Annotated in this window: 19 protein-coding genes and 1 riboswitch; of the genes, 7 read left to right on the top strand and 12 right to left on the bottom strand. The window is 69.9% G+C overall.

Translation table 11 applies throughout. From position 1 onward, the window contains the following. Window positions 1-83 precede the first annotated feature (83 nt). The gene (locus tag BQ8420_RS11775) at window positions 84-1,160 is read left to right on the top strand and encodes a M15 family metallopeptidase (RefSeq protein WP_235006099.1); all 1,077 of its coding nucleotides are present in this window, start codon (window positions 84-86) and stop codon (window positions 1,158-1,160) included. Here the strand turns inward: BQ8420_RS11775 and BQ8420_RS11770 are convergent, their stop codons facing one another. The 7 genes from BQ8420_RS11770 to BQ8420_RS11740 all read right to left on the bottom strand — a co-directional run bounded on the left by BQ8420_RS11770 (window position 1,161) and on the right by BQ8420_RS11740 (window position 7,605). Beyond that, complete coding sequence (locus tag BQ8420_RS11770) at window positions 1,161-1,826, bottom strand: hypothetical protein (protein WP_087098314.1); 666 nt, start codon at window positions 1,824-1,826, stop codon at window positions 1,161-1,163. A gap of 87 nt (window positions 1,827-1,913) precedes the next feature. Then, window positions 1,914-2,138: a hypothetical protein gene (locus BQ8420_RS11765; protein ID WP_087098312.1), complete on the bottom strand. Its 225-nt coding sequence runs from the start codon at window positions 2,136-2,138 to the stop codon at window positions 1,914-1,916. A gap of 130 nt (window positions 2,139-2,268) precedes the next feature. Continuing rightward, window positions 2,269-3,300, bottom strand: coding sequence for a LacI family DNA-binding transcriptional regulator (locus BQ8420_RS11760; protein ID WP_087098310.1), 1,032 nt, complete (start codon window positions 3,298-3,300; stop codon window positions 2,269-2,271). Between the two features lie 112 nt (window positions 3,301-3,412). Continuing rightward, window positions 3,413-4,807, bottom strand: coding sequence for a GH1 family beta-glucosidase (locus BQ8420_RS11755; RefSeq protein WP_087098308.1), 1,395 nt, complete (start codon window positions 4,805-4,807; stop codon window positions 3,413-3,415). Window positions 4,808-4,966: 159 nt separating this feature from the next. Continuing rightward, entirely contained in the window at window positions 4,967-5,842 is an 876-nt protein-coding gene (locus BQ8420_RS11750) for a MetQ/NlpA family ABC transporter substrate-binding protein (RefSeq protein ID WP_087098306.1), read from the bottom strand. 84 nt (window positions 5,843-5,926) lie between these two features. Further along, a complete protein-coding gene (locus tag BQ8420_RS11745; protein WP_087098304.1) occupies window positions 5,927-6,652 on the bottom strand; it encodes a methionine ABC transporter permease in 726 nt (241 codons plus the stop codon). After that, complete coding sequence (locus BQ8420_RS11740; RefSeq protein ID WP_087098302.1) at window positions 6,649-7,605, bottom strand: methionine ABC transporter ATP-binding protein; 957 nt, start codon at window positions 7,603-7,605, stop codon at window positions 6,649-6,651. The genes BQ8420_RS11745 and BQ8420_RS11740 overlap by 4 nt, the downstream gene beginning before the upstream one ends. Before the next feature lie 629 nt (window positions 7,606-8,234). Between BQ8420_RS11740 and BQ8420_RS11735 the strand changes: the two genes are divergently transcribed. Together BQ8420_RS11735 and BQ8420_RS11730 are read left to right on the top strand one after the other, a co-directional pair. Continuing rightward, the gene (locus BQ8420_RS11735; RefSeq protein ID WP_087098300.1) at window positions 8,235-9,284 is read left to right on the top strand and encodes a hypothetical protein; all 1,050 of its coding nucleotides are present in this window, start codon (window positions 8,235-8,237) and stop codon (window positions 9,282-9,284) included. Window positions 9,285-9,786: 502 nt separating this feature from the next. Beyond that, window positions 9,787-10,743 (top strand): hypothetical protein, encoded by a 957-nt coding sequence (locus tag BQ8420_RS11730; protein WP_087098298.1) that lies wholly within the window; start codon window positions 9,787-9,789, stop codon window positions 10,741-10,743. Between the two features lie 60 nt (window positions 10,744-10,803). Here BQ8420_RS11730 and metE read toward each other — a convergent pair whose 3' ends face one another. Beyond that, on the bottom strand, window positions 10,804-13,083 hold the full coding sequence (gene metE, locus BQ8420_RS11725) for a 5-methyltetrahydropteroyltriglutamate--homocysteine S-methyltransferase (RefSeq protein WP_087098296.1): 2,280 nt from the start codon (window positions 13,081-13,083) through the stop codon (window positions 10,804-10,806). Between the two features lie 141 nt (window positions 13,084-13,224). Further along, a riboswitch (cobalamin riboswitch) is annotated at window positions 13,225-13,464 on the bottom strand. 142 nt (window positions 13,465-13,606) lie between these two features. On the opposite strand from metE, the gene BQ8420_RS11720 reads away from it, so the two are divergent. Then, window positions 13,607-15,178, top strand: a complete 1,572-nt coding sequence (locus BQ8420_RS11720) for a polysaccharide deacetylase family protein (protein ID WP_235006098.1) — start codon at window positions 13,607-13,609, stop codon at window positions 15,176-15,178. A 77-nt stretch (window positions 15,179-15,255) separates the two neighbouring features. Then, window positions 15,256-16,842: a polysaccharide deacetylase family protein gene (locus BQ8420_RS11715; RefSeq protein WP_087098295.1), complete on the top strand. Its 1,587-nt coding sequence runs from the start codon at window positions 15,256-15,258 to the stop codon at window positions 16,840-16,842. Between the two features lie 19 nt (window positions 16,843-16,861). On the opposite strand, the gene BQ8420_RS11710 is transcribed toward BQ8420_RS11715, so the two are convergent. The 3 genes from BQ8420_RS11710 to BQ8420_RS11700 all read right to left on the bottom strand — a co-directional run bounded on the left by BQ8420_RS11710 (window position 16,862) and on the right by BQ8420_RS11700 (window position 20,094). Then, window positions 16,862-18,037 (bottom strand): quinone-dependent dihydroorotate dehydrogenase, encoded by a 1,176-nt coding sequence (locus BQ8420_RS11710; RefSeq protein WP_087098363.1) that lies wholly within the window; start codon window positions 18,035-18,037, stop codon window positions 16,862-16,864. Beyond that, on the bottom strand, window positions 18,034-18,957 hold the full coding sequence (locus BQ8420_RS11705; protein ID WP_087098293.1) for a proteasome assembly chaperone family protein: 924 nt from the start codon (window positions 18,955-18,957) through the stop codon (window positions 18,034-18,036). The genes BQ8420_RS11710 and BQ8420_RS11705 overlap by 4 nt, the downstream gene beginning before the upstream one ends. 174 nt (window positions 18,958-19,131) lie before the next feature. Next, complete coding sequence (locus BQ8420_RS11700; RefSeq protein ID WP_087098291.1) at window positions 19,132-20,094, bottom strand: GlxA family transcriptional regulator; 963 nt, start codon at window positions 20,092-20,094, stop codon at window positions 19,132-19,134. A 148-nt stretch (window positions 20,095-20,242) separates the two neighbouring features. On the opposite strand from BQ8420_RS11700, the gene BQ8420_RS11695 reads away from it, so the two are divergent. Then, window positions 20,243-20,851 carry a hypothetical protein gene (locus BQ8420_RS11695; RefSeq protein WP_143847209.1) on the top strand — a complete coding sequence of 203 codons (609 nt, stop codon included), beginning with the start codon at window positions 20,243-20,245 and terminating at the stop codon, window positions 20,849-20,851. A gap of 30 nt (window positions 20,852-20,881) precedes the next feature. On the opposite strand, the gene BQ8420_RS11690 is transcribed toward BQ8420_RS11695, so the two are convergent. Continuing rightward, entirely contained in the window at window positions 20,882-22,642 is a 1,761-nt protein-coding gene (locus BQ8420_RS11690) for an ABC-ATPase domain-containing protein (protein WP_087098287.1), read from the bottom strand. Window positions 22,643-22,786: 144 nt separating this feature from the next. Here BQ8420_RS11690 and BQ8420_RS11685 point away from each other — a divergent pair, with 144 nt between their 5' ends. Further along, window positions 22,787-24,025 carry a nucleotide disphospho-sugar-binding domain-containing protein gene (locus BQ8420_RS11685; protein WP_087098285.1) on the top strand — a complete coding sequence of 413 codons (1,239 nt, stop codon included), beginning with the start codon at window positions 22,787-22,789 and terminating at the stop codon, window positions 24,023-24,025. The last annotated feature ends 324 nt before the right edge of the window (window positions 24,026-24,349 follow it).

Below are 24,349 nucleotides of genomic sequence, written 5' to 3'. Positions count from 1 at the left end.
CGGGTACCCACCGTGATGATTCCGGCACCGTGGGCTCTTTCTTTCCCTCTGTGCGGGCCTGTACGCCCGGGAACGTTCCGGTTATGGGTCTGCTCCCCTTGAGTGTCGCCCTGCTCTGCACGCTCTCCCTCGCCGCCCCCGCCAGGGCCGAACCCGCCGACGAACTCCAGGCCCTGCGGGTCGAACTCGCCACAGCTCGATCCGAGGTCGCCACGCTCCGTGACAAAGCCACGGAGAAGATCGGACTCTACAAGGAGGAGTCCGAGCGGCTGGAGGAGGCGACCGAAACCCGGAAGGCCGCCGATCGACGGTCGGAGACGGCGGTCGAACGTCACGAGGACCGTCGCCTGAGCACGGCCAGGCAGGCCGCCGGCGCCTATAAGGGGGCCGACCTGAGCATCACCCGAGCCTGGAGTGGCCCCGAGGGGCCCGTGGGGCTTCTGGAACGCGGCGCCTACCTCACCCTGCTCGGCGAACACCGTTCCGCGGACCTGGACCGGTCAGAGGCCGCCCAGGTGGCCGCGGACACCCTGGCCGAGGCCGCCGGCACGGCCGAGGATGAACAGGCCGAGGCGACCGAGGCCGCGGACGAGGCCCGTGAGGACGCGGAAGAGGCGATCGAGAAGCAGGAGGAACGTGCGCGGGAGCTGCTCGAACAGCAGACGGATCTGGAGGAGCGCCGCGACGAGGTCCTGGCCGACACACGGGAGGTCCCCCGGCCGGAGGAGGCCGAGGAAGCACACCGGAGCGGGTGCGGCGAAGGCGGGGCCGATGGTCTGGAGAACGGCCGCGTCCCGGACGCGATGCTGTGCCCGCTCCCCCAGACCGGGGAGACCCTGCGCTCCGACGCCGCCGAGGCCTTCATCGATCTGGACGACGCCTACCGTTCCGAGTTCGGCCGCCCGGTGTGCGTGACCGACTCCTACCGGCCCTACCACGAGCAGGTGCGACTCTTCCAGGAGATGCTGCCCGGCATGGCCGCCCGACCCGGTACGAGCGCGCACGGGCTGGGCGTGGCCGTGGACCTGTGCGGCGGTGTCAACGAACCCGAGACCGTCGAGCACCACTGGATGCTCGACCACGCCCCCGAGTACGGCTGGGACAACCCCGAGTGGGCGCGCGGTGGTTTCGAACCCTGGCACTGGGAATACACGCCCTGATCAGACCTGGGAGCCGACCCTGACCTCGAAGGTGCCGAGCTCGCCCACGTCGACGAACAGCTCGTCGTCGGCCTCCAGGGTCGGCGTGACGACCGAGAGCAGCGCCCGTACCCGACCGGGCCCGCGGGCCAGCCACTCGTCCTCCAGGTCGATCCGGCCGCGACCGTTCTCCTTCTCCTCCACGGAGGTGAAGGTCTCCACCGCACCACCGACGATTTCGTCCGCGGTGGTCAGGACCGGGCCCAGCATCAGCTGAACCGCGTCCCCGGCGCCGTCCAGCCACAGGCAGGCGGGGGTGTAGGCCAGGGCCTCGCCTTGGCCGACGGTGAGCGCGGCCACGCCCACACAGGCGGTGCGGGCCTCCGAGAGCACGATGTCGTCGACGCCGCGCACCAGTTCCGGATGGATCTCCAGTTCCCGGTCGCCCATGCGGACCGGGACCAGGGCGGTGGGCGCGACCGGGGCGCACATCCGCGCCTCCGGTTCCACGATGATCTCGATGGCGTGCGCGACGGCACGGTCGTGGGCGGCCTCCAGGACCGCCGGGCCGCCCTCCAGCAGCCGACCCAGGTCGCCCCCGTCGGGGCTGCCCATCACGTCACCGTCGTCGAGCGCGCCGACGCGGGCACCGCCACCGCTCGGCGACAGATAAGTGACCCAGCGCAATGTGCCCACTCCTCCACGCGGATCCGACCCGACACGGAGATCGTCCCCGCACTCGTCCGGCCCACGCCGCCATGATTCCATCGCTGGTCAAGAAGCGACCACCGGGCCATGCTCCTTGCCGGTCCCGGCGCAGCCCCGGCAGGGCTCGTCGATCCGTGACCAGACGATGACACCGCTGACCTCCCGGTACGGCCGTTCCGGCCGCCACCATCCGGTGCCACGGCAGTACCGGCATTCCAGCCCGTCCCGATCGCACCAACCGCACCCGGCGATGGCGCATCGGGCGTGGGTGGGCTCCCCCGTCGAATCCATGCGCTCCCACCGTCCCCGAAAAACCCGACCAGCCTCGCACAGGCCGGACCGACGAGTCCAGAGGGACGAAAGGGACGAAAGCCCGGGTCAGCGGCACTGCCGGGGTTCTCGTACCGATCCGGCCCCGGGCTCAGGCGGATTCGCGGACCACCAGGTGGGTCTCCAGCGTGACCCGTTCCGAGTCGGCGGTGCGCGGGATGGCCACGTCCACGAGCAGACGGGCCATCTCCTGCCCCATCTGGACGGTGGGTTGGTGGACCGTGGTCAGCGGCGGGGTGCTGTGCTGGGCCATGAGGCTGTCGTCGAATCCGACCAGGGCCACGTCCTCGGGCACGCTCAAGCCGCGCTCGCGCAGGGTGCGGATGGCGCCGATGGCCATCATGTCGGAGGCGATGAAGAGGGCGTCTGGGTTCCCGCCCCCGTCGAGCATCTCCGCCATGGCCGCGGCCCCGCCGTCGACGCTGAAGTCGCCCTGCACCACCAGGTTCCGGTCGATCTCGCGTCCGCCCTCCGCCATGGCCTCTCGGAAGCCCCGCAACCGGCTGATGCCGGCGTTCATGTCCTGGGGGCCGGTGATGGTGCCCACGCGCTCGTGCCCGGTCTCCAGCAGACGGCGTGTGGCCACACGGCCGCCCTCCACGTTGTCGATGTCCACGAAGAAGGGCGCGGGCGCCACCTCGGAGTAGGGCCGACCGCCGTGCACGACGGGTACACCGGAGTCGGCCAGGCCCGAGGTGAGGGGGTCGTCCCGGTGCAGTGAGACGAGCATGGCGCCGTCCACGTGCGAACCGCTGAGGTAGTCGCCCACCCGCTTGTGCTCGGCGTCCCCTCGGGCGGTGGTGAGCATCAGTTGCAGGTCGCGTTCGTGCAGCACCGAACTCACGCCGCGGATGACGTCGGCGAAGAACGGGTCCGCGAACAGGCGGTCCCTGGACTCGGAGACCACCAGGGCGACCGTGTCGGTGCGCCGGGTGACCAGGGTGCGCGCGGCGTGGTTGGGGCTGTAGCCCAGTTCCGAGATCGCGTCGTGGACGGCCTCGCGGGTTCGGGGACTGACCTGGGAGGAACCATTGATCACCCGGGAGACGGTGCCCCGACCGACCCCGGCCCGTTGCGCCACCATTTCCAGGGTCGGCCGCTGTCGACCGCCGCTCTTGGCCACTTCGAGGCTCCTTGCGCGTGCTCTACCGATCCGACCGGTCTTTCCGGACGGCGGGCGTGTACGACGGAGTTCGTGGGGCGCCCCGGCGGGGCACCCCACGAACTCACGTGGTTCACCGTGTGGGGAACCTGCTGGTCCTCGCCAGTTCGGCGTACCAGTGACCCGTGTCCTTGACGATGCGCTCCTGCGTCTCGTAGTTCACGTGCACGATGCCGAATCGGCGGGAGTATCCCCACGCCCACTCGAAATTATCCAGTAGTGACCAGGCGAAGTAGCCGCGCAGGGGGATACCGGCGTGGATCGCCTCCTTCACGGCCCGGAGGTGACCCTCGTAGTAGTCGGTGCGGTCGACGTCGTGGACGGCGCCGTCCTCCACCGTGTCCTCGAAGGCACAGCCGTTCTCGGTCACGTACAGATCGATGCCGCCGCTGTCTCCCGCCAGGCGCTGGAGGACGTCGAACAATCCACTGGGGTCGATCTCCCATCCCATGTGGGTCACGGGCAGCCCCTGGGAGACGTGGACCTCCTCTGGGTCGGCGCCCAGCCAGGCCTCGCCCTCGCCGCTGACCAGGGCCGGGTCGAGGCCCTTGGCGGAACCGGCGACGAACTCGGGCGAGTAGTAGTTGACCCCCAGGAAGTCCAGGGGGGTGGAGATGGTGGCCAGGTCCCCCTCCTGGACGAAGGAGAAGTCGCTGATGTCGGCGAGGTCCTCCAGGACGTCCGCCGGGTAGGCGCCCTTGAACAGGGGGTCGGTGAAGATGCGGTTGCGCACGCCGTCGGCCCGGCGGGCGGCCCGGGTGTCGGCGGCGTTGGCGCCGTGCGGACGGATGACCGCCTGGTTGTGGGCCAGGCCGACGGTGGCCGGGTGACCCGTGGACCGGATCGCGTCGACCGCCAGGCCGTGGCCGAGGAGCAGGTGGTGGGTGGCGGCCAGGGCCTTCTCCGCGTCCTGGTAGCCGGGAGCGTGGTGGCCGTTCTGGTACCCGAGGAAGGCCGAGCACCAGGGTTCGTTGATGGTCATCCACTGGGAGACCCGGTCGCCGAGGGCGTCGGCGACGACCTTGGCGTACTCGGCGAAGCGCAGCGCGGTGTCACGCGCCGGCCAGCCGCCCGCGTCCTCCAGAGGCTGGGGCAGGTCCCAGTGGTAGAGCGTGGCCCAGGGCTGGATGCCGGCTTCGAGGAGACCGTCGACGAGTCGGTCGTAGAAGTCGATGCCCGCCTGGTTCACCTTGCCGCCGCCCTCGGGAAGGATCCGCGGCCAGGCGATGGAGAAGCGGTAGGCGCCGAGGTTGAGGCGCTTCATGAGCGCGATGTCCTCGGGGTATCGGTTGTAGTGGTCGTCCGCGGGGTCACCTGTGTCCCCGTTGAGCACCTTGCCGGGGGTCTCCGCGAAGGTGTCCCAGATGCTGCGGCCTCGACCGTCGGCGGTGGTGGCGCCCTCGATCTGGAAAGAGGCGGTGGCCGCCCCCCAGAGGAAGCCCTCAGGGAAATCGTTGGGGTTACTCACTTCTTTGCTACGCACCTTCCTTGACGAGGGAAATCGGCTTGGGAGCGCTCCCATAACCGAATCAGAACCCACCGGTCAAGTCAACGCGTCAATAGGCCCCCGCAACCCAACCGTTACCGACATGGGTCGGCCCCGGTGTGAACCGGGGCCGACCCACGTCTAGTCCTCCTCGCTCTGGGTGTCGTCCTCTCCGCCCATGGGGATGACGACGCCCTGCCAGCGCTCCTCCATGAAGTCGTGCACCTCCGGGCTGTGCAACAGCTCGTTGAGCCGCACGATGTCCTCGGACTCGACGTCCTCCGAGCGCACCACCAGACCGTTGCCGTACACGCTGCCCTCGGTCTCCTCCCAGGCCAGCGCGTTCGCGTTCTCGGCCAGGTCGGCCTCCAGCGCGTAGTTGCCGTTGACCACGGCGGCGTCCAGGTCCTGGAGCGAACGCGGCAGCTGGGCGGCCTCCACCGGGGTGAGGGTGATGTCGAGCGGGTTCTCCTCGATGTCGGACTCCGCCGCGTTGTCACCGGCGCCGTCGGCCAGGGTGATGACGTCGTGCGCGTCGAGCAGGTTCAACGCCCGACCCATGTTGGACACGTCGTTGGGCACCCCGATCTCCGCGCCTTCGGACAGGTCGTCCAGGTCCGTGGCCTCCTGCGAGTACAGACCGAAGGCCTCCAGGTGCACGTTGCTCACGTACTCCAGGTCGGCGTCGGTGTTGCCCTGGAGGTACTCCTCCAGGAACGGGACCGTCTGGTAGTAGTTCGCGTCCAGCTCACCCTCGGTGAGGGCCGCGTTGGGCTGGTTGTAGTCGGTGTACTCGACCACCTCGATGGCCAGACCGGCGTCGGCCGCCAGCTCCTCGTTCACGAACTCCAGGATCTCCGCGTGCGGCAACGGTGTGGCCCCCACCCGCAGGGTCACCACGTCGTCATCACCGCCGCCCTCGTCGGTCCGCTCGCTGGGGCTCCCGCACCCCGCCAGCAGAACGGTCGCGACGCCGAACACCGCGGCGCCCCGCAACACGTTGGCTCTCCCTGTCATGGCTGTCTCCTTGCCGTTGGTTCCGGACGACTCATGGGGGGTCGCTGGGGGTCACGGGGGGGGTGGAATCACGGGGCGGGCGCGTCAGCGCCTGGACAGCCGGCGCACCAGCAGGTCGCCCAGACTCTGCGCGATCTGCACGATCACCACCAGCAGGATCACGGTCGCCCACAGGTAGTGGTCGTTGAAGCGCTGATAGCCCTCACGGATGGCGAGGTCGCCCAGACCGCCACCACCGATGGCGCCGGCCATCGCCGAGTAGGAGATGAGCGTGACCACGGTCATCACCAGACCGGCGATGAGTCCGGGCATGGCCTCGGGCAGCAGCACCTTGCCCACGATGGTGGACTTGCGCGTGCCCATGGCGTGCGCGGCCTCGATGACGCCCCGGTCCACCTCCCGCAGGGAGGTCTCCACGAGGCGCGCGAAGAACGGGATGGCGCCGATGCTCAACGGCACGATGGCGGCCGTCGGGCCGAGCGTGGTGCCCACCAGGAAGCGGGTCAACGTCAGCACCGCCACCATCAGCACGATGAACGGCAGCGAACGGCCGATGTTGACGATGGCGCTGAGCACCGCGCGCGCGGCCGGCGCCGGAATGAGCCCGCCCTTGTCCGTGGCCACGAGCAGCACGCCGAGGGGCAGGCCGAACAGGACGCTGACGACCGTCGCCCACCACACCATGTAGACGGTGTCCATGGTGCCCAGCCACAGGCTGGGCCACATGTTCGGCCACTCCCGGACGAAGTCGGTGACCGCGGTCACCGCGTTGCCCTCTTGGGCCAGGTAGAGGATCTCGTTGGTGATCACTTTCCGGCCTCCTCGACCAGCAGGCCGTGCTCGGACAGGTAGGTCAGCGCCTCGCTCCGGCGGTTTCCGCGCATGTCGACGCTGAGTCGACCCACGGACTGACCGGCGACCTGTTCCACGCCGCCGCCGAGGATGTTGACGTCCACGTCGAACCGACGGGTCAACTCGGACATGAACGGTTCGTCGAAGGAGCGCGGGTAGGTGATGAACACCGTCTCCGGCCCCCCGTTCTCCGGCAGGGGGAACAGCGAACGCGCCAGCAGCGAACCGGGCGTGCCGATGAGGTCCAGCACCCGACCGGACTCACGGAACTCGCCGTCCTCCATGATCGCGGCGGAATCGCAGATCCGCTTGATCACGTCCATCTCGTGCGTGATGAGCAGGATGGTCAGACCGAGCTCGTCGCGCAACCGGCGTAGCAGCGCGAGGATGGATTCGGTGGTGGCCGGGTCCAGGGCGGAGGTGGCCTCGTCGCTCAGCAGCACCTTGGGGTCGGACGCCAGGGCGCGGGCGATGCCCACACGCTGCTTCTGACCGCCCGAGAGCTGGGAGGGGTAGGCACGGGCCTTGTCGCCCAGACCCACCAACTCCAGGAGCTCACCGACCCGGGTGGCGCGCGCGGCGCGGGACATCCCGGAGACCTCCAGCGGGAAGCCGACGTTGCCGGCGACCGTGCGCGAGGAGAGCAGGGCAAAGTGCTGGTGCACCATGCCGATGTGGCGTCGGGCCTCGCGCAGGCGAGCGCCGCGCAGGGAGGTGAGTTCCTCGTCACCGACCCGGACGGTGCCACTGTCGGGGCGTTCCAGGAGGTTCACGGAGCGCAGGAGGGTGCTCTTTCCCGCACCGCTCTGGCCCACGACCCCGTAGATCTCGCCGGACTCGACGTGCAGGTCGACCCCGTGGAGAGCCTGGACCCGACGTTTCTTCAACCTGTAGGTCTTATGGAGACCCACTGCGTCAATCACGGTTTTCCCATCGACGTCTGGCGGTGGTGTCGCAGCTCCCACGCGCGGGCGGGGGACGCTGGACTCAGCGTGGGGGCGACGCCCGCACCCGAGCGTACGAAGCGCACGGTGGGCGGGCGGCGGCGACGCGCCGGAACGGCGGTCGGAGGGCCCTGTGCGGGCCCGGGGCGGCGCTGTGGCGCCGGACGGGGCGAGTTCTCGCCTGGGCTCAGGAGCGGCGGAGCGGACGACAACGGCCACCGGGCAGCGGTACGCACCGCCGGGTGGTGTTCGCCGTGGTGGCGGGGGTCGCCTCGTTGCACTCAGGAGCCTTCACGACACCAACTCAACCACTTCGAAGACTTCGATTCGGCAAAATTCTTGACCTGAATATGGTTATTTAGACCACATTGACGGCTTTGATGGGGGATGTAATCACCTCGCCCCTCCCGAGGACCCACAAGAATGCTTAGACTCATTACCGTCCCGTGACCTTCCCCCGCCGAGCGGGGTGAGGACGGCGCGGCCCGCGAAGACGACGTGCCCCGCGCCCTGTCCGGGAAAGACGAGCAGCTGCGTCCACAGCGCCCCCGTACCCGCTTGGGGGTCCGCGCGTGGGCACGAGGAGCGACCACACCTTGCAGTCAGACGATCCGAGCCGAGTGGCCGACCACACCGACTTCTGGGCGCCCGACCCTCCCGTCCGTACCTGGCGGGAGCTGATCGCCGACTGCGCGCGGCCGCTTCCCGCGGCCTTGCGCTCGAACCCGACACCGGGACGCACCACCGCGATGGCCCTGTCCCTGCTGGCCGTGTTCGCCCTGCCCGCTCCCGCCATCGCCGCGCCGGCTCCCCGTGACACCGAGGACATGGGCACCTTGGAGTCGCGCGCCGAGACCCTCACCGAGGAGTACAACGGCGAGCTCCGGGACATGGAGAACGTGATGGAGGAGGCCGATCGCGCCCAGACACGCGCCGACTCCACCCGCGAGGACGTGGAGACCGCTCGCGGACAGGTCCGCTCCCTGGCGGTGGCCGCCTACACCAGCAGCGGCATCGACCCCTCCATGTCGTTGTTCGTCGAGGCCGAACCCGACGAGGTGATCGAACGCGCGGTCGTCATCGACTACCTGTCCACCAGCAACCAGGAGAAGATCGACCAACTGGACCAGGCCCTGTCACGGGACGAGGTCGCTCAGGACAACGCCGAGGAGCGCCTGGCCGAGGCCGAGACCGACATGGACGAGCTGGAGGACCGCCGTATGGAGGTCCGCCGGCTCATCGCCGACCACCCGGAGCAGCCCATGCGGCCGCCGGACAACATCACTCCGCGCACCGAGCAGATGCGCGAGCTGGGCATCCAGGAATTCGGGCGCGGGTCGGACGTGGGCGGCGTCGGCTGCTACCGCGCGGAGGGCGGCTGGGTCGTGGGCGAGCACCCCAAGGGTCGCGCCTGTGACTTCATGGTGGACGGCAACGGTTCCATGCCCTCCGAGTCGCAGGTCCAACGCGGTTGGGACATCGCGAACTGGGCCCGGGACCACGCCGACGACCTGGGGGTCATGTACGTGATCTACCGCCAGCAGATCTGGGACGTGCGCCGGGGGGACACCGACTGGCGTGCGATGTCGGACCGCGGCAGCATCACCGAGAACCACTTCGACCACGTGCACATCTCGATGTTCTGACCCCTGGCGAACCCGTTTCTCGGGACCAAGGACCCAAAAGGACGCTCCACCTCATTATCCGTGGGACGCATCGAAAGCACACACCGGAGAATCACGATCAAGTCACGCCAAGGGTGACGTGCGGCTCCAGCGGAACGAATCGGTGACGATTCACCCCGTAACCCCTGGTCCGCCCTGCCCCTCCCCCGATGGTCACGGCTAAGATGCTTGACGTCCCGACCCCCGGCCGCTGGGCCTGTCCCCTCGGCACCATTTCGGCGGTCGGAGAGGACCCCCACTCCAGAGTCGGGGCACCCGCTCACGACACGGGGAACTCCCGCTCTCCGTCGGCCGCTCTCGCCCGTGGGCCGGCGGCGATACCGGGCTCTGCCTCCCCGTGGTCTCCCGTGCTGTCACCACCCGGCGATCCGCCGGTGGTCATCACAGGAAACTCGTGAGAACCCACCAAAGCGCACACGCGTCCCAGAGAACACGGCCAATACTTCACCGGGCGAGGGGAGCCATGAGCGAAAACGGACCTTATAACCAGCCGCCGCAGAACCCCTACGGGGGCGGCACCGGCGGACAGCCCGGCTACGGCCAGGGCCCCTACCAGGGTGGTCCCGGTCAGGACCAGGGCATGTACGCGGGCGGTCAGCCGCCCTACGGCGTCCCCGGCGGTCCGGGTGGACCCGGCGGATATCCCCCGCCGCCGCCCCAGAGCGGCGGTGGCGGCAGCAAGGCCGGCCTTTGGGTGGTCATCGGCGGCGGTGTGATCATCGTGATGCTCGTCATCGCGGTGATCGTGATGCTCGCCACCCGCGGCAACAACGGCGAGGAGGTCGCCACCGGCCCCGACGACACCACGCAGGGCACCGAGGAGACCGACGAGCCGGTCGACGACGACACCGAGGAGCCCGCGACGGGTGGCGGCGACGGGCCCGCCGGAGAGCCGCCCTACGCGCTTCCCGTCGAGCCCTGCGAAGTCATCACCGACCAGGTGTCCGCGGACTTCAACCTGCGGGACGACCCCAGCAAGAGCGTCTCCGACAACCGCTCCAACTGCACCGCCACGGGCGACGCCCCCGACGGCAACCCGGAGCGCGCCTACAGCAGCCTCTCGCTGGCGTACACGGTGCCCTACGGCGGCAGCGACTCCATCGAGGGCGCCACGTCGGACCTCCAGGACTCCCTCGCCAACTACACGGGTGGCAGCGACTACTACCCGGAGGCGAACCTGGAGGAGGACAAGGAGATCGACGGTCTCGGCGACGAGGCCCACCTCGTCATCACCGAGAACATCATCCTCGACGACCCCGCCCCCACGGCGATCATGTTGGTGCGTTCGGCCAACATGAACATCGAGCTCACCTACCAGGTCTCGTCCTTCGACGGCTCGGACCTGACGATGATCGATGATGTCGAGGCCCTGCTCACCACCACCGCCGAAGCGGCCATCGCGCAGCTCGGCGCCGAGTGACGACGAGAGGGGGCCGCGGCACGAAGCCGCGGCCCCCTCTTTCGTGTGTTCGGGGCCGGATCAGAGGTCGGCGCGCACCCGGCGGACCGCCTCCACCATGTTGCGCAGCGCCTGTTCGGCCTCGGCGTAGCCGCGCGTCTTCAGGCCGCAGTCGGGGTTGGCCCACAGGTTCGCGGCGTCCACGTGCGACACCGCCAGCCGCAGCGAGGCCTCGATTTCCTCGACCGACGGCACCCGAGGCGAGTGGATGTCGTACACGCCCGGGCCGATCGCGCGCTTGTAACCACGCTCTCCCAGGGCCTCCACGAGCTCCATACGCGAACGGGCCGCCTCGACGCTGGTGACGTCGGCGTCCAGCGCCTCGATCCCGTCGACGATCTGGTTGAACTCCGAATAGCACATGTGCGTGTGGACGGTCGTGCTCGGCGCGACCCCGGACGTGGCCAGACGGAACGAGTCGACCGCCCACCTCAGGTACGCCGGACGCTGCTCCTCGCGCAGCGGAAGCAGCTCGCGCAGCGCCGCCTCGTCGACCTGGATGTGCCGGATCCCGGCCCGCTCCAGGTCGGCGACCTCGTCGCGCAGGGCCAGACCCACCTGACGGGCGGTCTCCCCCAACGGCTGGTCGATACGCACGAACGACCAGGCGAGCATGGTGACCGGGCCGGTCAGCATGCCCTTGACCGGCTTGTCGGTGCGCGACTGGGCGTAGGTGATCCACTCGACCGTCATCGGCTCGGGACGCGAGACGTCACCGAACAGGATCGGCGGGCGCACGCACCGCGACCCATAGGACTGCACCCACCCGTTGACGGTGGTGGCGTAGCCCTCCAGCTGCTCCGCGAAGTACTGGACCATGTCGTTGCGCTCGGGCTCGCCGTGCACCAGCACGTCCAGGCCGATCTCCTCCTGGAGCGCGATGACCCGGTCGATCTCCGTGCGCAGGAGCGCCTCGTACTCCTCGGTCGGCAGCTCGCCCCGACGATGTGCGGCGCGGGCACGGCGCAGCTCGGAGGTCTGCGGGAAGGAACCGATGGTGGTCGTGGTCAGCGGCCCGAGGGCGGGCACGTCCCGGTCCTGGGGCCGCTCGTAGGCCTCCGGGCCCAAGGCGTCCAGGCGGGCACGCACCCGGGCGTCGATGAAGGACGGATCACGCGACTCGGACACGCCCTGGTAGTCGGCGTCGGCGCCCTCGGAGAGCACTCGGCCCAGCAGGGCCACCTCACGGGTCTTCTGCTCGGCGAAGGCCAGGGTGGAGCGCAGTTCGGGCGCCAGGGAGGTCTCGGCGTCCAGGTCGATGGGCACGTGCAGCAGTGAGCAGGAGGTGCTCACCGTCAGCTCGTCGGTGAGTGCCAGGAGGGTGCCCAGCTCGGCCACGGCCGCGGGCAGGTCGGTGCGCCAGACGTTGCGGCCGTCCACCACGCCCGCGACCAGGCGGGTGGACCCCAGGCCGGAGACGGCGGTGAGGTCGGAGGCGCCCTCGGAGTCGGTGACCAGGTCCAGGCCCACGGCCTCGACCGGAGAGTCCTTGAGCACGCGCAGGGCGGCGGCACCGATGGAACCGAAGTAGGTGGACACCAGGAGCGAGGGGCGCTCGGTGAGCGACCCCAGGCGCTGGTAGGCGCGCTCCAGGTGGCCGATGGCGGCGCGTCCCTCGTCGGTGGCCAGGATCGGCTCGTCGAGCTGGACCTCGGTGGCGCCCGCGGCCGACAGGTCGCTCAGGAGCTTGGCGTAGGCGTCCAGGAGCTGGTCGAGGAGCTCGATGGGCTCCCAGTCCTTGGGGGCGTCCTCAGCGGCCTTGGCCAGCAGCAGGAAGGTCAGCGGACCGACCAGGACCGGGCGGGTCTGGTAGCCGGCCTCGGCGGCCTCACGGAACTCGGCGAGGGGCTTGTCGCCGACCAGGCGCGGGCGGGTGCTCGGGGAGAGTTCGGGGACCAGGTAGTGGTAGTTGGTGTCGAACCACTTGGTCATCTCCAGCGGCGGCGCGCCCTGCTCGCCGCGGGCGAGGGCGAAGTAGCGGCGCAGCTCCTCGTCCCGCTCCTCGGCCTGGGCCGGGGAGGTGAAACGGGCGGGCACCAGGTCGAACAGGACCGCTGTGTCCAGCACCTGGTCGTAGTAGGAGAAGGTGTTCGACGGGATGTCGTCCACCCCGGCCTCGCTCAGTCGGGCGTAGACGCCCTTGCGCAGGTCGGTGGCGACGGCGTCGAGTTCGGCGGCCGTGGTGTCGCCCTTCCAATAGGACTCACTGGCGCGCTTGAGTTCGCGAGCGGGACCGATGCGCGGGTAACCGTGGACCGTGGAGCGCACGGACGGCCCGGAGGCCGCGGGGTTGGTGACCATGAAGCTTCTTCTCCCTCGTCGAAAGCCGGGTACCGGCCATGAGGACGAGGCGAGGAACGCGGCACGAGGAGGGGCGCGCCGAGCGCGCACGTGCCTGACGACCTCGGCCCTCCCTCGGGGCGCGGGACCTCCGGCGGCACGGGTGCGCCGCCGGGTGGAGGCAGGTCTTCGGACTCGTGGGCGCTCCCGGCGTCGACGCCGGTTGTCCTAGTGGTCACCACTTCCCGGTTTCCGACCTTCCCGGTCGGATCACCAGTGTTCTTGGTGACGCTCGTTCCCACATACCGCTGCGGGGCAGTCCCGGATTCGCACCGGGTTCCCTCTTGCGACACACCCCGACACTCGTTGGTGGGAGTGTGTACCTTCCACGGCTGCAAGTATAGGGAGCACCCCCTTCGCCCCTGCACCCGGCGTGACCCCTTTTCCGGAGCACACGCGCGAACCCATGCCCTGTGCCCGGCATCACACCCGATACCAGCGTTACGCGGAAGACCCCCGTCCTTCCGCGAACGTTCGTCTGACGATGAGCGTGGAGAGCCCCCAGGTGAAGCAGCAAGACGGTCCGACCATGGCCCCCGACCGCCCCGTTCTCACGGCCGCGATCGCGATGGTCGTGCTTTTGGGACTGGTGCTGTCGGCGACACGACCACCGGGCCTGCCCGAGAACGGCGTCATCGACAGCATCACACAGAACGTGGCGGTGGAGACAGAGGAGGACCCGCCCGCGGAAGGGTCCGAGGAGGGAACGACCGTGGTGGACGCGGCCACGGTCCCCGGCACCGAGGAGACCACGGTCGACTACGAGGGTGACAGCGAGGTGGCCGTCGCCTACCCCGCCATCCCCAACGCCGACCCCCTCACCGACTTCCTCGACCGCACACTGACCGCCCAGGTGCACGCCTTCGACGCCGCCAACCCCGGCGCCGCGTCCTTCGAGGGCGAGTGGCGGCTGACCGCCGCTCGTGACGGGGTCGTGGGTGTGCGGATCACCACCACCGAGACCGACTCGGAGGAGACCCGCGTCGGCCACAGCACCTATTGGTACGAGACCGACGACGGTTCGGTGCACGGTTCCAGCGGCCTGCTCGCCGGCCAGGAGGAGCTCGCCGCACTCAACGACCTGGTGCGCGAGGACGTCCCGGACACCGTCACCGCGGGGTCCCTGCACCCGATCAGCGGCCTCTACGACTCCCTCGCGTTCAGCCCCGAGGGCGATCTGGTCGTGGAGTTCGACGACGGGCAGGTCGCTCCCACCGAGGAGGGGCGCGTCGACGTCGTGATCGAACGCGAGGAGGCCGAGGAACTGCTGTCGGAGTTCGGGGCACGGGCGCGCGACGCGGCGACCCAGGGCGTCGAGGAGTTCACCGTGCACGCCGCTCCCGAGGCCGACAAGGACGGCGGTGACGCGATCTCCCCCGGTGAGATCTCCCCCATCGACGACGAGATCGACTGCTCCGACCCCGAGACGCGCTGTGTGGCGCTGACCTACGACGACGGCCCCGGTGGCCGCACCCCCGAGCTGTTGGACACCCTCGCCGAGTACGACGCCAAGGCGACCTTCTTCGTCACCGGGTACCCGGTGATGGAGGATCCGTGGACGGTGCGCCGCACCTACGCGGAGGGCCACGAACTGGCCAACCACACCCTGGCCCACCCCGACCTGGCCACGCTCGGCGCCGGTGGCGTCCGCGGCGACCTGGACCCGGTCCAGGCGCTGGTGTACCGGGAGACCGGGTACACGATGGACCTGATGCGCCCGCCCTACGGCTCCACCAACGACACCGTCGCCGAGGTCACCGAGGAGATGGGCCTGGCCCAGATCCTGTGGAGCCTGGACACCAACGACTGGAAGGACCGCAAGGCCGACGTGGTCGCCGACCGCGCCCTGGACGGAGCCTCGGACGGGGCGATCATCCTGATGCACGACATCCACGGCACCACCATCGACGCGTCCCACGAGATCATCCGTGAGTTGGACGAGGAGGGCTACACCATGGTCACGGTGTCGCAGCTGCTCGGCACCCCGGAACCGGGTCAGAGCTACGTCGACGGGGTGCCGGAGGCCCCCGAGGACGACGACGACCAGGACGACTGACGGGGGACAGGGGATTACCGGGCCCGGGGCGATGTCCACATGTGGACATCGCCCCGGGCCCGACGTTCTTCTCCTTTATGTTGCTCCCATCAGGTGCGGGAGCATCCGCTTCAGGGAGAGGGAGTCGGGCTTTGTCGTCGAGCGAGAACGCACCGGGACGCACCGCCGCCCGACGTCGCAAGGGCCCTGGAGGACGGCTCTGGTCCGGGGTTTTGACGGTCGCCCTCACGCTCCCTCTGGCCGCGTGCGAGGAGGACGCGGCCGGCGGCGACGATCCCGAGTCGATCACGGTGCTGCGGGCGGAGGCCGGTGACACCATCCGGGAACGGGCCACCGGCCCGGAGGACTACGAGGGCCACCCCTACGTTCCGGAGACCGAGGTCGAGATCTCCGTCACCCTCCCCGAGTTCACCAACGCCGAGCCCTTCACCGAGGCCCTCGCCGCCCGCGCGGACGAAGAGGTCCAGGACTTCCGCGCCGGTACCCGCGACCCGGTGAGCCTGGGCATCGAGTGGGAACTGGTGGCCGCCTCCGACGGGGTGCTCGGGGTGCGCCTGCTGCGCACCGAGGAGGACATGCACGGCCTGCGCGAGGGCTACGCGACCTACTGGTACGACGGGACCGCCCGGCACGCCGCCTACTCCACCGAACTGCTCGCCGGGCAGGAGGAGCTGGCCGCGCTCAACGACATCGTCCGCGAGAACCTCTCCGAGGACGAGGAGGTCGACCCCGACTCACTGTTCCCCGTCCTGCGCACCTATGACTCCATCGGCTTCAACGGCGACGGCGACCTGGTGGTGGAGTTCGACGACGGGCACCTGTCGCCCGTGGAGGAGGGACACGTGCCCTCCGCCGAGTTCGGCCGCAAGGTCGTGGTGGTCGACCACGAGACCGCCGCACCTCTGCTGTCCGACCTGGGCGAACGTGCTCACCGTGCCTCCCTCGTGGACGAGACCGACCTGGCGCTGCCACCCGCCGAGGGCGACGACGGGGGCGACGTCCCGCCGCCCGGGGTGTTCGTCCCCCACGTCCCGGACGTGGACTGCTACGACGGCGCGACCAGATGCGTGGCCCTGACCTTCGACGACGGCCCGGTGGAGACCACACCGCACTTGCTGGACATCCTGGCCGAAGAGGAGGTCACCGCCTCGTTCTTCCTGAACGGAGGACCCACTCTCACCCGGCCGGGGCCGCTGCGGCGCGCCTACGCCGAAGGTCACGAGATCGCGAGCCACGGCGACCTGCACGACCACATGAACCAGATGGACGCCGCGGAACTGCCCGCCCAGGTCGCCGCGGTGGGAGCGATGATCCGCCGACAGACCGGGCACACCGTCGAACTGTTCCGACCACCGTTCGGGGCCAGCAACGAGGCCGTGCACGAGGCCATCGCCGACCAGGAGATGGTGGAGACCATGTGGACGGTGGACAGCCAGGACTGGCAGGACCTGAAGCGCGACGAGATCGTGGAGAACGTGGTCGGTCGGGTGGAACCGGGCGCGGTGGTGCTGATGCACGACCCGCTGCCCGAGACGCTGGTCGCCGTCCCCGAGATCATCGAACGCCTGCGGGAGCTGGACTACGTGTTCGTCACCCCGACCCAGGCGATGGGCCACCCCGACCCCGGCTACAGCTTCCCCGAGGATTGGGACGGCGACTGGTAGCCGGTCGCCGTCCCGGGAATCAACCGGTCTCGGAGGTCTCCTGGACCACCTTCAGGGCGGGGGCCGGGGCGTCCACGCCCACGGCTTCCTGGATCGACCGGTATCCGGCGGCGCGCACCAGGCGGGCCAGCCCACGGTGGATACGGCGCGGCCACAGCGGACCACCGTAGATCAGGCCCGTGTACCCCTGCACCAGGGTCGCCCCGGCGCGGATGCGCGCCCAGGCGTCCTCGGGGGTCTCGATACCGCCGACGGCCACCAGGGTGACGCGGTCACCGACCTTGGCGCGCAGTCGGCGCAGCACCTCCAGGGAACGCGCTTTGAGCGGTGCGCCGGACAGGCCGCCGGCGCCGGCCTCCGCCACCTTCTCACCGGAGGTGTCCAGACCCTCGCGGGAGATGGTGGTGTTGGTGGCGATGATGCCGTCCAGGCCCTCGGCCAGGGCCAGGTCGGCGACGGCGTCGACGTCCTCGTCGGCCAGGTCGGGGGCGATCTTGACCAGCAGGGGCAGTTCGGGGCGCCCGGCCTCGGTCAACGCGGCACGGACCGCGGTCACCAGGGGTCGCAACCGTTCCACGCCTTGGAGGTCGCGCAGTCCAGGGGTGTTGGGCGAGCTGACGTTGACGACCATGTAGTCGGCGTAGCGGGCCAGTCGCAGGGCGCTGAGCGCGTAGTCGGCGGGCGCCTCGGCCTCCGGGGTCACCTTCGTCTTGCCGATGTTGACCCCGAGCAGGGGACGTTCCTGCCCGGCGCGGCCGGCCTGGCGTTCCAGCCGGGCCTGCTCGTGGTGCAGACGCTCGGCGACCAGGGCCGAACCCTCGTTGTTGAAGCCCATCCGGTTCACGATGGCGCGGTCCGCGACCAGGCGGAACAGACGGGGTCGGGGGTTACCGGGCTGGGGGTGGGCGGTGACCGTGCCCACCTCCACGTAACCGAAGCCGAGCGCCGCCAGGCCGCGGGGGCTCTCCGCGTTCTTGTCGAATCCGGCGGCCATGCCCAGCGGGCCGGGGAACTCCCGGCCCAGGGCGTGCACGGTCAGCTCGGGCTCACGCGGTCCCAGGACCCGGGTCATGGTCTCGGCCACGCCGGGGACCGCGACCACACCGCGCAGCGCGGCGAAGCTCAGCTTGTGGACCTTCTCGGCGTCCATGTGCCGCAGGACCGAGCTGAAGAGGATCTGGTAGAACACGGCTATCCGTTTCCGTCGCCCTCGCGCTCCGCGAGGAATCGTTCGAGTTCCGCGCCGAGTTCGTCGGCGGTGGGCAGTCCCGCTTCGTCCTCGCCCAGCGGGGAGCCCGGGGCATCCCTCTCGGAGCGCGAGGACATGATGTCGTCGTACTGGCGTTCCAGGTTGGTGACCACGCGCTGGATCTCCTCGGAGGCCGCGACCTGCTCGGCGATCTCCACGTCGGTGGCCGCCGCCGTCTCCTCCATTTCGGAGGTGGACACGGCCAGGCCGGTGGCGCCGGTGACGTAGCCGAGGGCCGCGATGGCGGCACGCGGGTACTGGGACTGGGACAGGTAGCTGGGCACGTGGACGGCGTAGCCGATGAAGTCGTGGCCGTGCTCGCCCAGTCGGAACTCCAGCAGCGACGCGGCGCTGCCGGGCACCTCGACCCGACCGATCCAGGGTGTGTGACCGGCGACCAGTTCGGGACGGGTGGAGTGCGGGGTGACCGTCACCGGGCGGGTGTGCGGAACCGCCATGGGGATTCCATGGGTGCTGATGGACAGCGAGACGGTGAAGCGGTCGACCAGCTCCTGGACGGCGCCGACGAACAGTTCCCACTCGCGGTCGGGCTCGGGCCCGTGCAGGACGAGGAAGGGCGCGCCCTCGTCGTCGTGCATCCGGTACAGGGCCAGTTTGGGCGCCGTGTAGTCGATCCAGGTGTTCTCTCGGAACGTCATCGACGGTCGACGGTCGCGATAGTTCACGAGCCGGTCGGTGTCGAAGGTCGCGATCTCCTCGGCGGTGAACTGCTCGAAGAGCCACTCGGCCATCTGCCGTCCCGCGTGTCCGGCGTCGACGAAGCCGTCCAGACAGACCAGCATCGCCTGCCCGGCAACGTCGTCGAAACCGGGATGGAGTTGGTACAGATCTGCGGGGTCACGCACCGGATTCTCGTCTCCAAAGGGGTCGGGAGCGCAGGGTGACCACTCACACCGACATCGGTCCGAAAAGATCCGTTTCGATGCCCTTCGGGGTTACCTCACCCTGCACTTCCACAATACCGACCCGCCCGGACCAACGACCGGCGCCGACCCCCGGGGTGATCAGGCGGGTGGGGTTCAGGGACCGCGGTGGACGGCGCGGAAGCGGGAGGGCGGGGTCCCGTAGTACCCGACGAAGATCTGACGGAGAGCCTCGGCGGAGCCGAGACCGCAGCGGGAGGCCACCTCGGTGACGGAGAGGGCGGTGGACTCCAGGAGGTCGGCCGCCGCCTCGGCACGGGCCCGGCGCACCAGGTGGCTGGGCGAGTGGCCGGTGTGCGCGAGGCAGAGCCGGTGGAGGTGACGGGCGCTCACCCCCGCCACTCGGGCGAGTTCCGTGCTGGACAGGTCGCCGACCAGGTGCGCCCGGATGTGGGCAAGGACATCGCGGACCAGCAGATTCTCCGGGTCGAGAGTGGTGAGCACACTCATCTGGGTCTGGTTTCCGGGTCGTTGGAAGTAGGTGACGAGGACCCTGGAGACCAGGCGGGCCAGGGGCGGCCCGTGGTCCTCGGCGACGAAGTCCAGGGTCAGGTCGAGCGCGGCGGTCACACCGGCCGAGGTGGACACGGGGTCGTCGCGGACGAAGATCGGTGCCGGGTCGACGGTCACCCCGGGGTGGCGTTCGGCCAATTCGCGGGCGAAGTGCCAGTGGGTGGTGACGCGGCGGCCCTCCAACAGCCCTGCGGCAGCGAGCACACTCGACCCGGTGCACACCGAGGCCACCCGTCGACTCTCCCTGGCCAACAGACGCACGTGCGCGACCAGTGGGGGGCTCTCCGCCGCGCGCCGGTGCCCCCACCCACCCGCGACCACCAGGGTGTCGAGCGGCCCCCTGAGCCCTTCGAGCGCCGCCTGACCCAGGACGGTCAGGCCGGAGGAGCAGCGAACCGGACCGCCGCCCAGGGTCGCGAGGGTCGTCTCGTAGGGCGTGCCGCCGGGGATGAGGTCGTTGGCGGTCGCCAGGGTGGAGGTGACCGAGGAGATCTCCAGGAGTTCGGCGTCGTCGTAGGCCACGACCACGACCCTGCGTGCTTCCACGTCGCCCCGTTCCCACGCTTGCTTCGACCGCGCGGACGGACCCGGCTGCTCATACGGACCTGGTCCGTTCGGACGGGTTTCCCAGGATTGCGGACCAGCACCAGGTTACGCCTGGCCCTCGGACCCGCACCCGCCGAGGCTGGAGGGCATGACTTCCACACCTGACTCTTCGACGCCGACTTCAGCGGAGACCAGACCCGCTGCGCGGGGCGCGGCCACGGCGGTGCTCGGACGGTGGTGGCCCGCACTGACCGCCGCTCTGGCCGCCGCGCTCACCGTCTCCGGCGGAGGGGACGGCGGGGGTCTGGTCTTCCTCCTGTTCACGCTGCCGGTCATGTATCTGGCCATCGCGGTCCTGGACCGACCCTGGACCAGCTGGCTCATGGTGGGAGCGGTGACCGCCCTCTACTTCCTGTTGGAGGCCGCGGGCGTGGTGGCCTGGCCGGTGGTGCTCGGTCTGGGGGTCGTCTTGGTGGCGGTCGGGCTGGTGCGCGGGCCATTGCGCCGTCCGGGCGTGTTCGCGCTCCAGATCCCGGCACTGGTCGTGTTCGGCGTCGCGGGGCTCCTCGCGCTGGCGATGTCCGCCCAGGCGGCGGTCGCGGTGGTCGCGCTCGGCCTGCTCGCGCACGCCACCTGGGACGCCGTGCACTGGTGGACCCGGAAAGTGATCTCCCGGTCCCTGGCCGAGTGGTGCATGGTCTACGACACCGCGGTCGGCGCCGCCATCCTGGTGATCCTCCTGATCCGTTCGTTCTGACTGAACGCTCTGTCGGCGCCGGCCGACGACTCAGCGCTGTCCAGTCACCCTGAGCGTGCGCAGCCGGTTGAGGACCGCGGCGATCTCCTGCCTGCGCGGCAGCGCGTAGTCCCCGCCGAAGTCCTCGCCCAGCAGGGTCACACCCCGGTCGGCCAAGCCGCCCTCCAAGGAGTCCAAGGCCTCGGCCAGAGTGCGCTCTCCGTCCAGGTGACCACCGGCCACCAAGGCGCGCAGCGCCAGCCCGGCACCGGTGATCTGCCCGGCGTCGACGAACTGCTCCACCGATCGCACGTCGATGTCGCTCTCACCGAACACCAACACGTCCATGTCGCGTCGCTTGAGCTTGGACCGGCCCCGATCGGTGCGATCGTCCACCGACCCCGGGTCGACCACCCGGGCACGTGGCAGCGCGAACTCCGCGTCGGCGCGTTCCCCGGCCAGCTCACCGGCGCGCTCGGTGACGTCGTGCGGGTGATAGGCGTCCAGCATGATCACGTGGTCGGCCACGTCGAAGTAGTCGCCGCTGCCGCCCATGACCAGCACGGTGGAGACCCCGTGCTCGCGACGCAGCGGGCGCACCAGGTCGACGAAGGGCACCAAGGGCTCCCGGTCACCGTGGACCAGCGCCTGCATGCGTTCGTCGCGGATCATCAGGTTGGTGGCGGTGGAGTCCTCGTCCACCAGCAGGGTGCGCGAGCCGATCTCCACCGCCTCGCAGATGTTGGCCGCCTGCGAGGTGGATCCGGAGGCGTTCTCGGTACGGAAGTCACGGGTGTCGGCGCCGGTGGGCAGGTTGCGCACGAACGGGCTGACGTCCACCCGCTCCACCCCGCGGCCCTCCTCGGCACGGATCTTCACCGCGTCGTCCCTGGTCACCACCAGTTCCCTGCCGTCGTCGGGCACGTGGTCATACACCCCTCGCTCCAAGGCGTGCAGCAGGGTGGACTTGCCGTGGAAGCCACCGCCCACGATCAACGTGATGCCCTCGGGCACCCCCAGGCCGGTCACGGTGCCCCGATGCGGCAACTCCACGCTCACCCGCAGCGAGTCGGGGGAGGCGAAGGGCACCACACCCTCGCCGCGCATGGGCTCGTCGCTGATCCCGCTGTGGCGGGGCAGGATCGCCCCGTCGGCGACGAACGCCACCAGGCCGCGCTCCGCCAAGGAGGCGCGCAGGACGACGGTGTCGGCCACGCTGTCGGCGAAGGCCCGCGCGGCGCCCTGGTCGATCTCCTCCCAGTCGAGGTCGTCGACCAGTTCGGGGACCTTGCGGCACAGCTCGCGTTCGGCGGTGCGGCCGTCGATGCGACGCCCGTTCCCGGGCAGGTCCAGGCCGATCCGCAGGTCCAGGGAACCGTCCGCGCCCACCTGGCAGGACGAGCGGGCGATGACCTCCTGGCCGCCGGTGTCGATCCGCAGCAGCGACCCCTTGAGTCGGCGGTGGGCCAACCGGCCCAGGAAGTCCGCGGTGGCCCGGCGGCGCACCGGGTCGGCGTAGGCGTCGCTCGGGATCCCGGCGTCGGGGCGGAAGATACGCACCCGTGAGGGCGGCGCGAACGGGTCGGACTGGACCCGCTGCACGGTCAGGGTGAAGTCCCCGAAGTCCCAGTCGCCCTTGAGGGACTTGTAGCGCCCGTAGGAGGCGCCGTCCATCTTCAGTAGTTCCTGGGACAGGCGGGCTTCGTCGCGCACGCCGCGGATGGGTTCGGGTTCGGGCTTTCGGCCACCGCCCCCGCGGCCACCACCACGACCTCCGCCGCCACCGTGACCGTTCCCCTGCCGTCCCGACATCGTTTCCCCCACTCCGGTCTACTGCACTGCTCCGCCAGGTTAGGACCTTCCCGAAGTTCTCGCTCCGAGCCTGTGGACAACATTGCCGTGTCCCGACCAGGCCAGTAAGTTGCATAAAAGTCCTCCCAGAGAAGGAGTCCCGCCGTGAACACGGTCCTGTTCGCCCCGGAGACCTTCAACCTCGCCGAGACCACACGTGCGATCGAGGTGGCCCGGCGACTGCGGGACCGGCACGAGTGCGTGTTCACCGGGTACTCCGAGCGCTACGCGGGGCTGATCGAGGAGGCCGGGTTCGACTACCACGCGCTCGCTCCCCCGCTCACCGAGGAACAGGCCGACCAGGCGATCCGCTTCGACCAGGGCCGCGGACTCGACCACCCGTTCACCCCCGAGATGTTCCGGGCCCGGGTGGAGAGCGAACGCGCCCTCAACACCCTGCTGCGGCCGGCCGCGACCGTCATCGGCAGCACCCTCAGCCAGTTCGTGTCGGCGCGCGCCGACAACGTGCCCCTCATCTACATCAAACCGTTCGCGTACTCCTGGCCGCACCTGCGACAGTCCCCCGCGCTGCCCGTCCTCCCAGGGCGCGGCCGTCTCGCCCGCACCGTCAACGCCACCACGGCCCGACTCCTGCGCGAGACCGCCCGGCACACCACCCTCAAGCCCCGGGGGTGGGTCCGGGTCGCCCGGGAGAACGGTGTGCGCCTACCCCGGCGCACCGTCGACGCGCTGGACGGCGACCTCAACCTCGTCGCCTCCATCCGGCTGCGCCCCTACCTGCTGCCGCCGAACTACCGCTGGGTCGGACCGATCTACGCCCACCTGGACCACGAACTCCCACCCCAGGTACCGCGCGTGGTGAGCAAGGCCCGCAAGAGGCAGCGGCCGGTGGTGTACTTCGCCATGGGAAGCTCCGCGAACCGGGACATCGTCCTGAGCGTCCTCCGTGAACTGTCCCGTCTGCCCGTCACCGTCCTCGCCCCGGTCGCCCGCTACCTCCGCCCCGACGACCACCCCGGCCTCGGCGAGCACGTGCACGTGTTCGACCTTCTCCCCGCACACCTGCTCGACGACCTGATCGATGCCTCCGTCATCCACGGCGGCGAGGGCACCGTGCAGACGGCGGCGGCCTCCGGCAAACCATTCGTGGGCATCGGTCTACAGTTCGAACAGCGCTGGAACGTCGACGAGTGCGTGCGCTTCGGCAACGCCGTGGGGCTCTCCCCCCGCCAAGCCCACGGCGAGCCCCTCCGTCGCGCCTTCGAAGCGGTCCTGCACGACCCCGCCCTACGCACCCGCGCACAGGACCTGCGCGCACTTGTGGCCGGCATCGACGGCGCCCAGGCCGCGGCCGACCACATCCACGCCCTGACGCGGACCTGATGCGGACCTGATGCGGCCCTGATACGGCCCTGACGCGGACCTGACGCGGACCTGATCCGATCATGATCCGATCATGATCCGCATCGAGCCCGTTCTGGAGCTCCCGACGGCACTTTCATGCCGCTGTCCGGTGGCCTCTCACCCACCGACCTCTCGGTTTTCCTCCATCAGTGGGCCGATTACAACGGCGCGGAGAACATCACCGAACTCCTCGACCAAGAGATGATCCTCGTCCCCGGTGGCCTGCGTGTCGTCCGTGTCCTGTCACTAATACACATCTGACGCTGCCGACGAATAGAGAGGTGTAGATCTCGGTGGTCGCCG

It is taken from the genome of Nocardiopsis sp. JB363 (assembly GCF_900143625.1).
GTDB lineage: Bacteria > Actinomycetota > Actinomycetes > Streptosporangiales > Streptosporangiaceae > Nocardiopsis.
The sequence above is the reverse complement of the archived record's forward strand: the minus strand, read 5'-3'. Positions and strand labels throughout refer to the sequence as shown.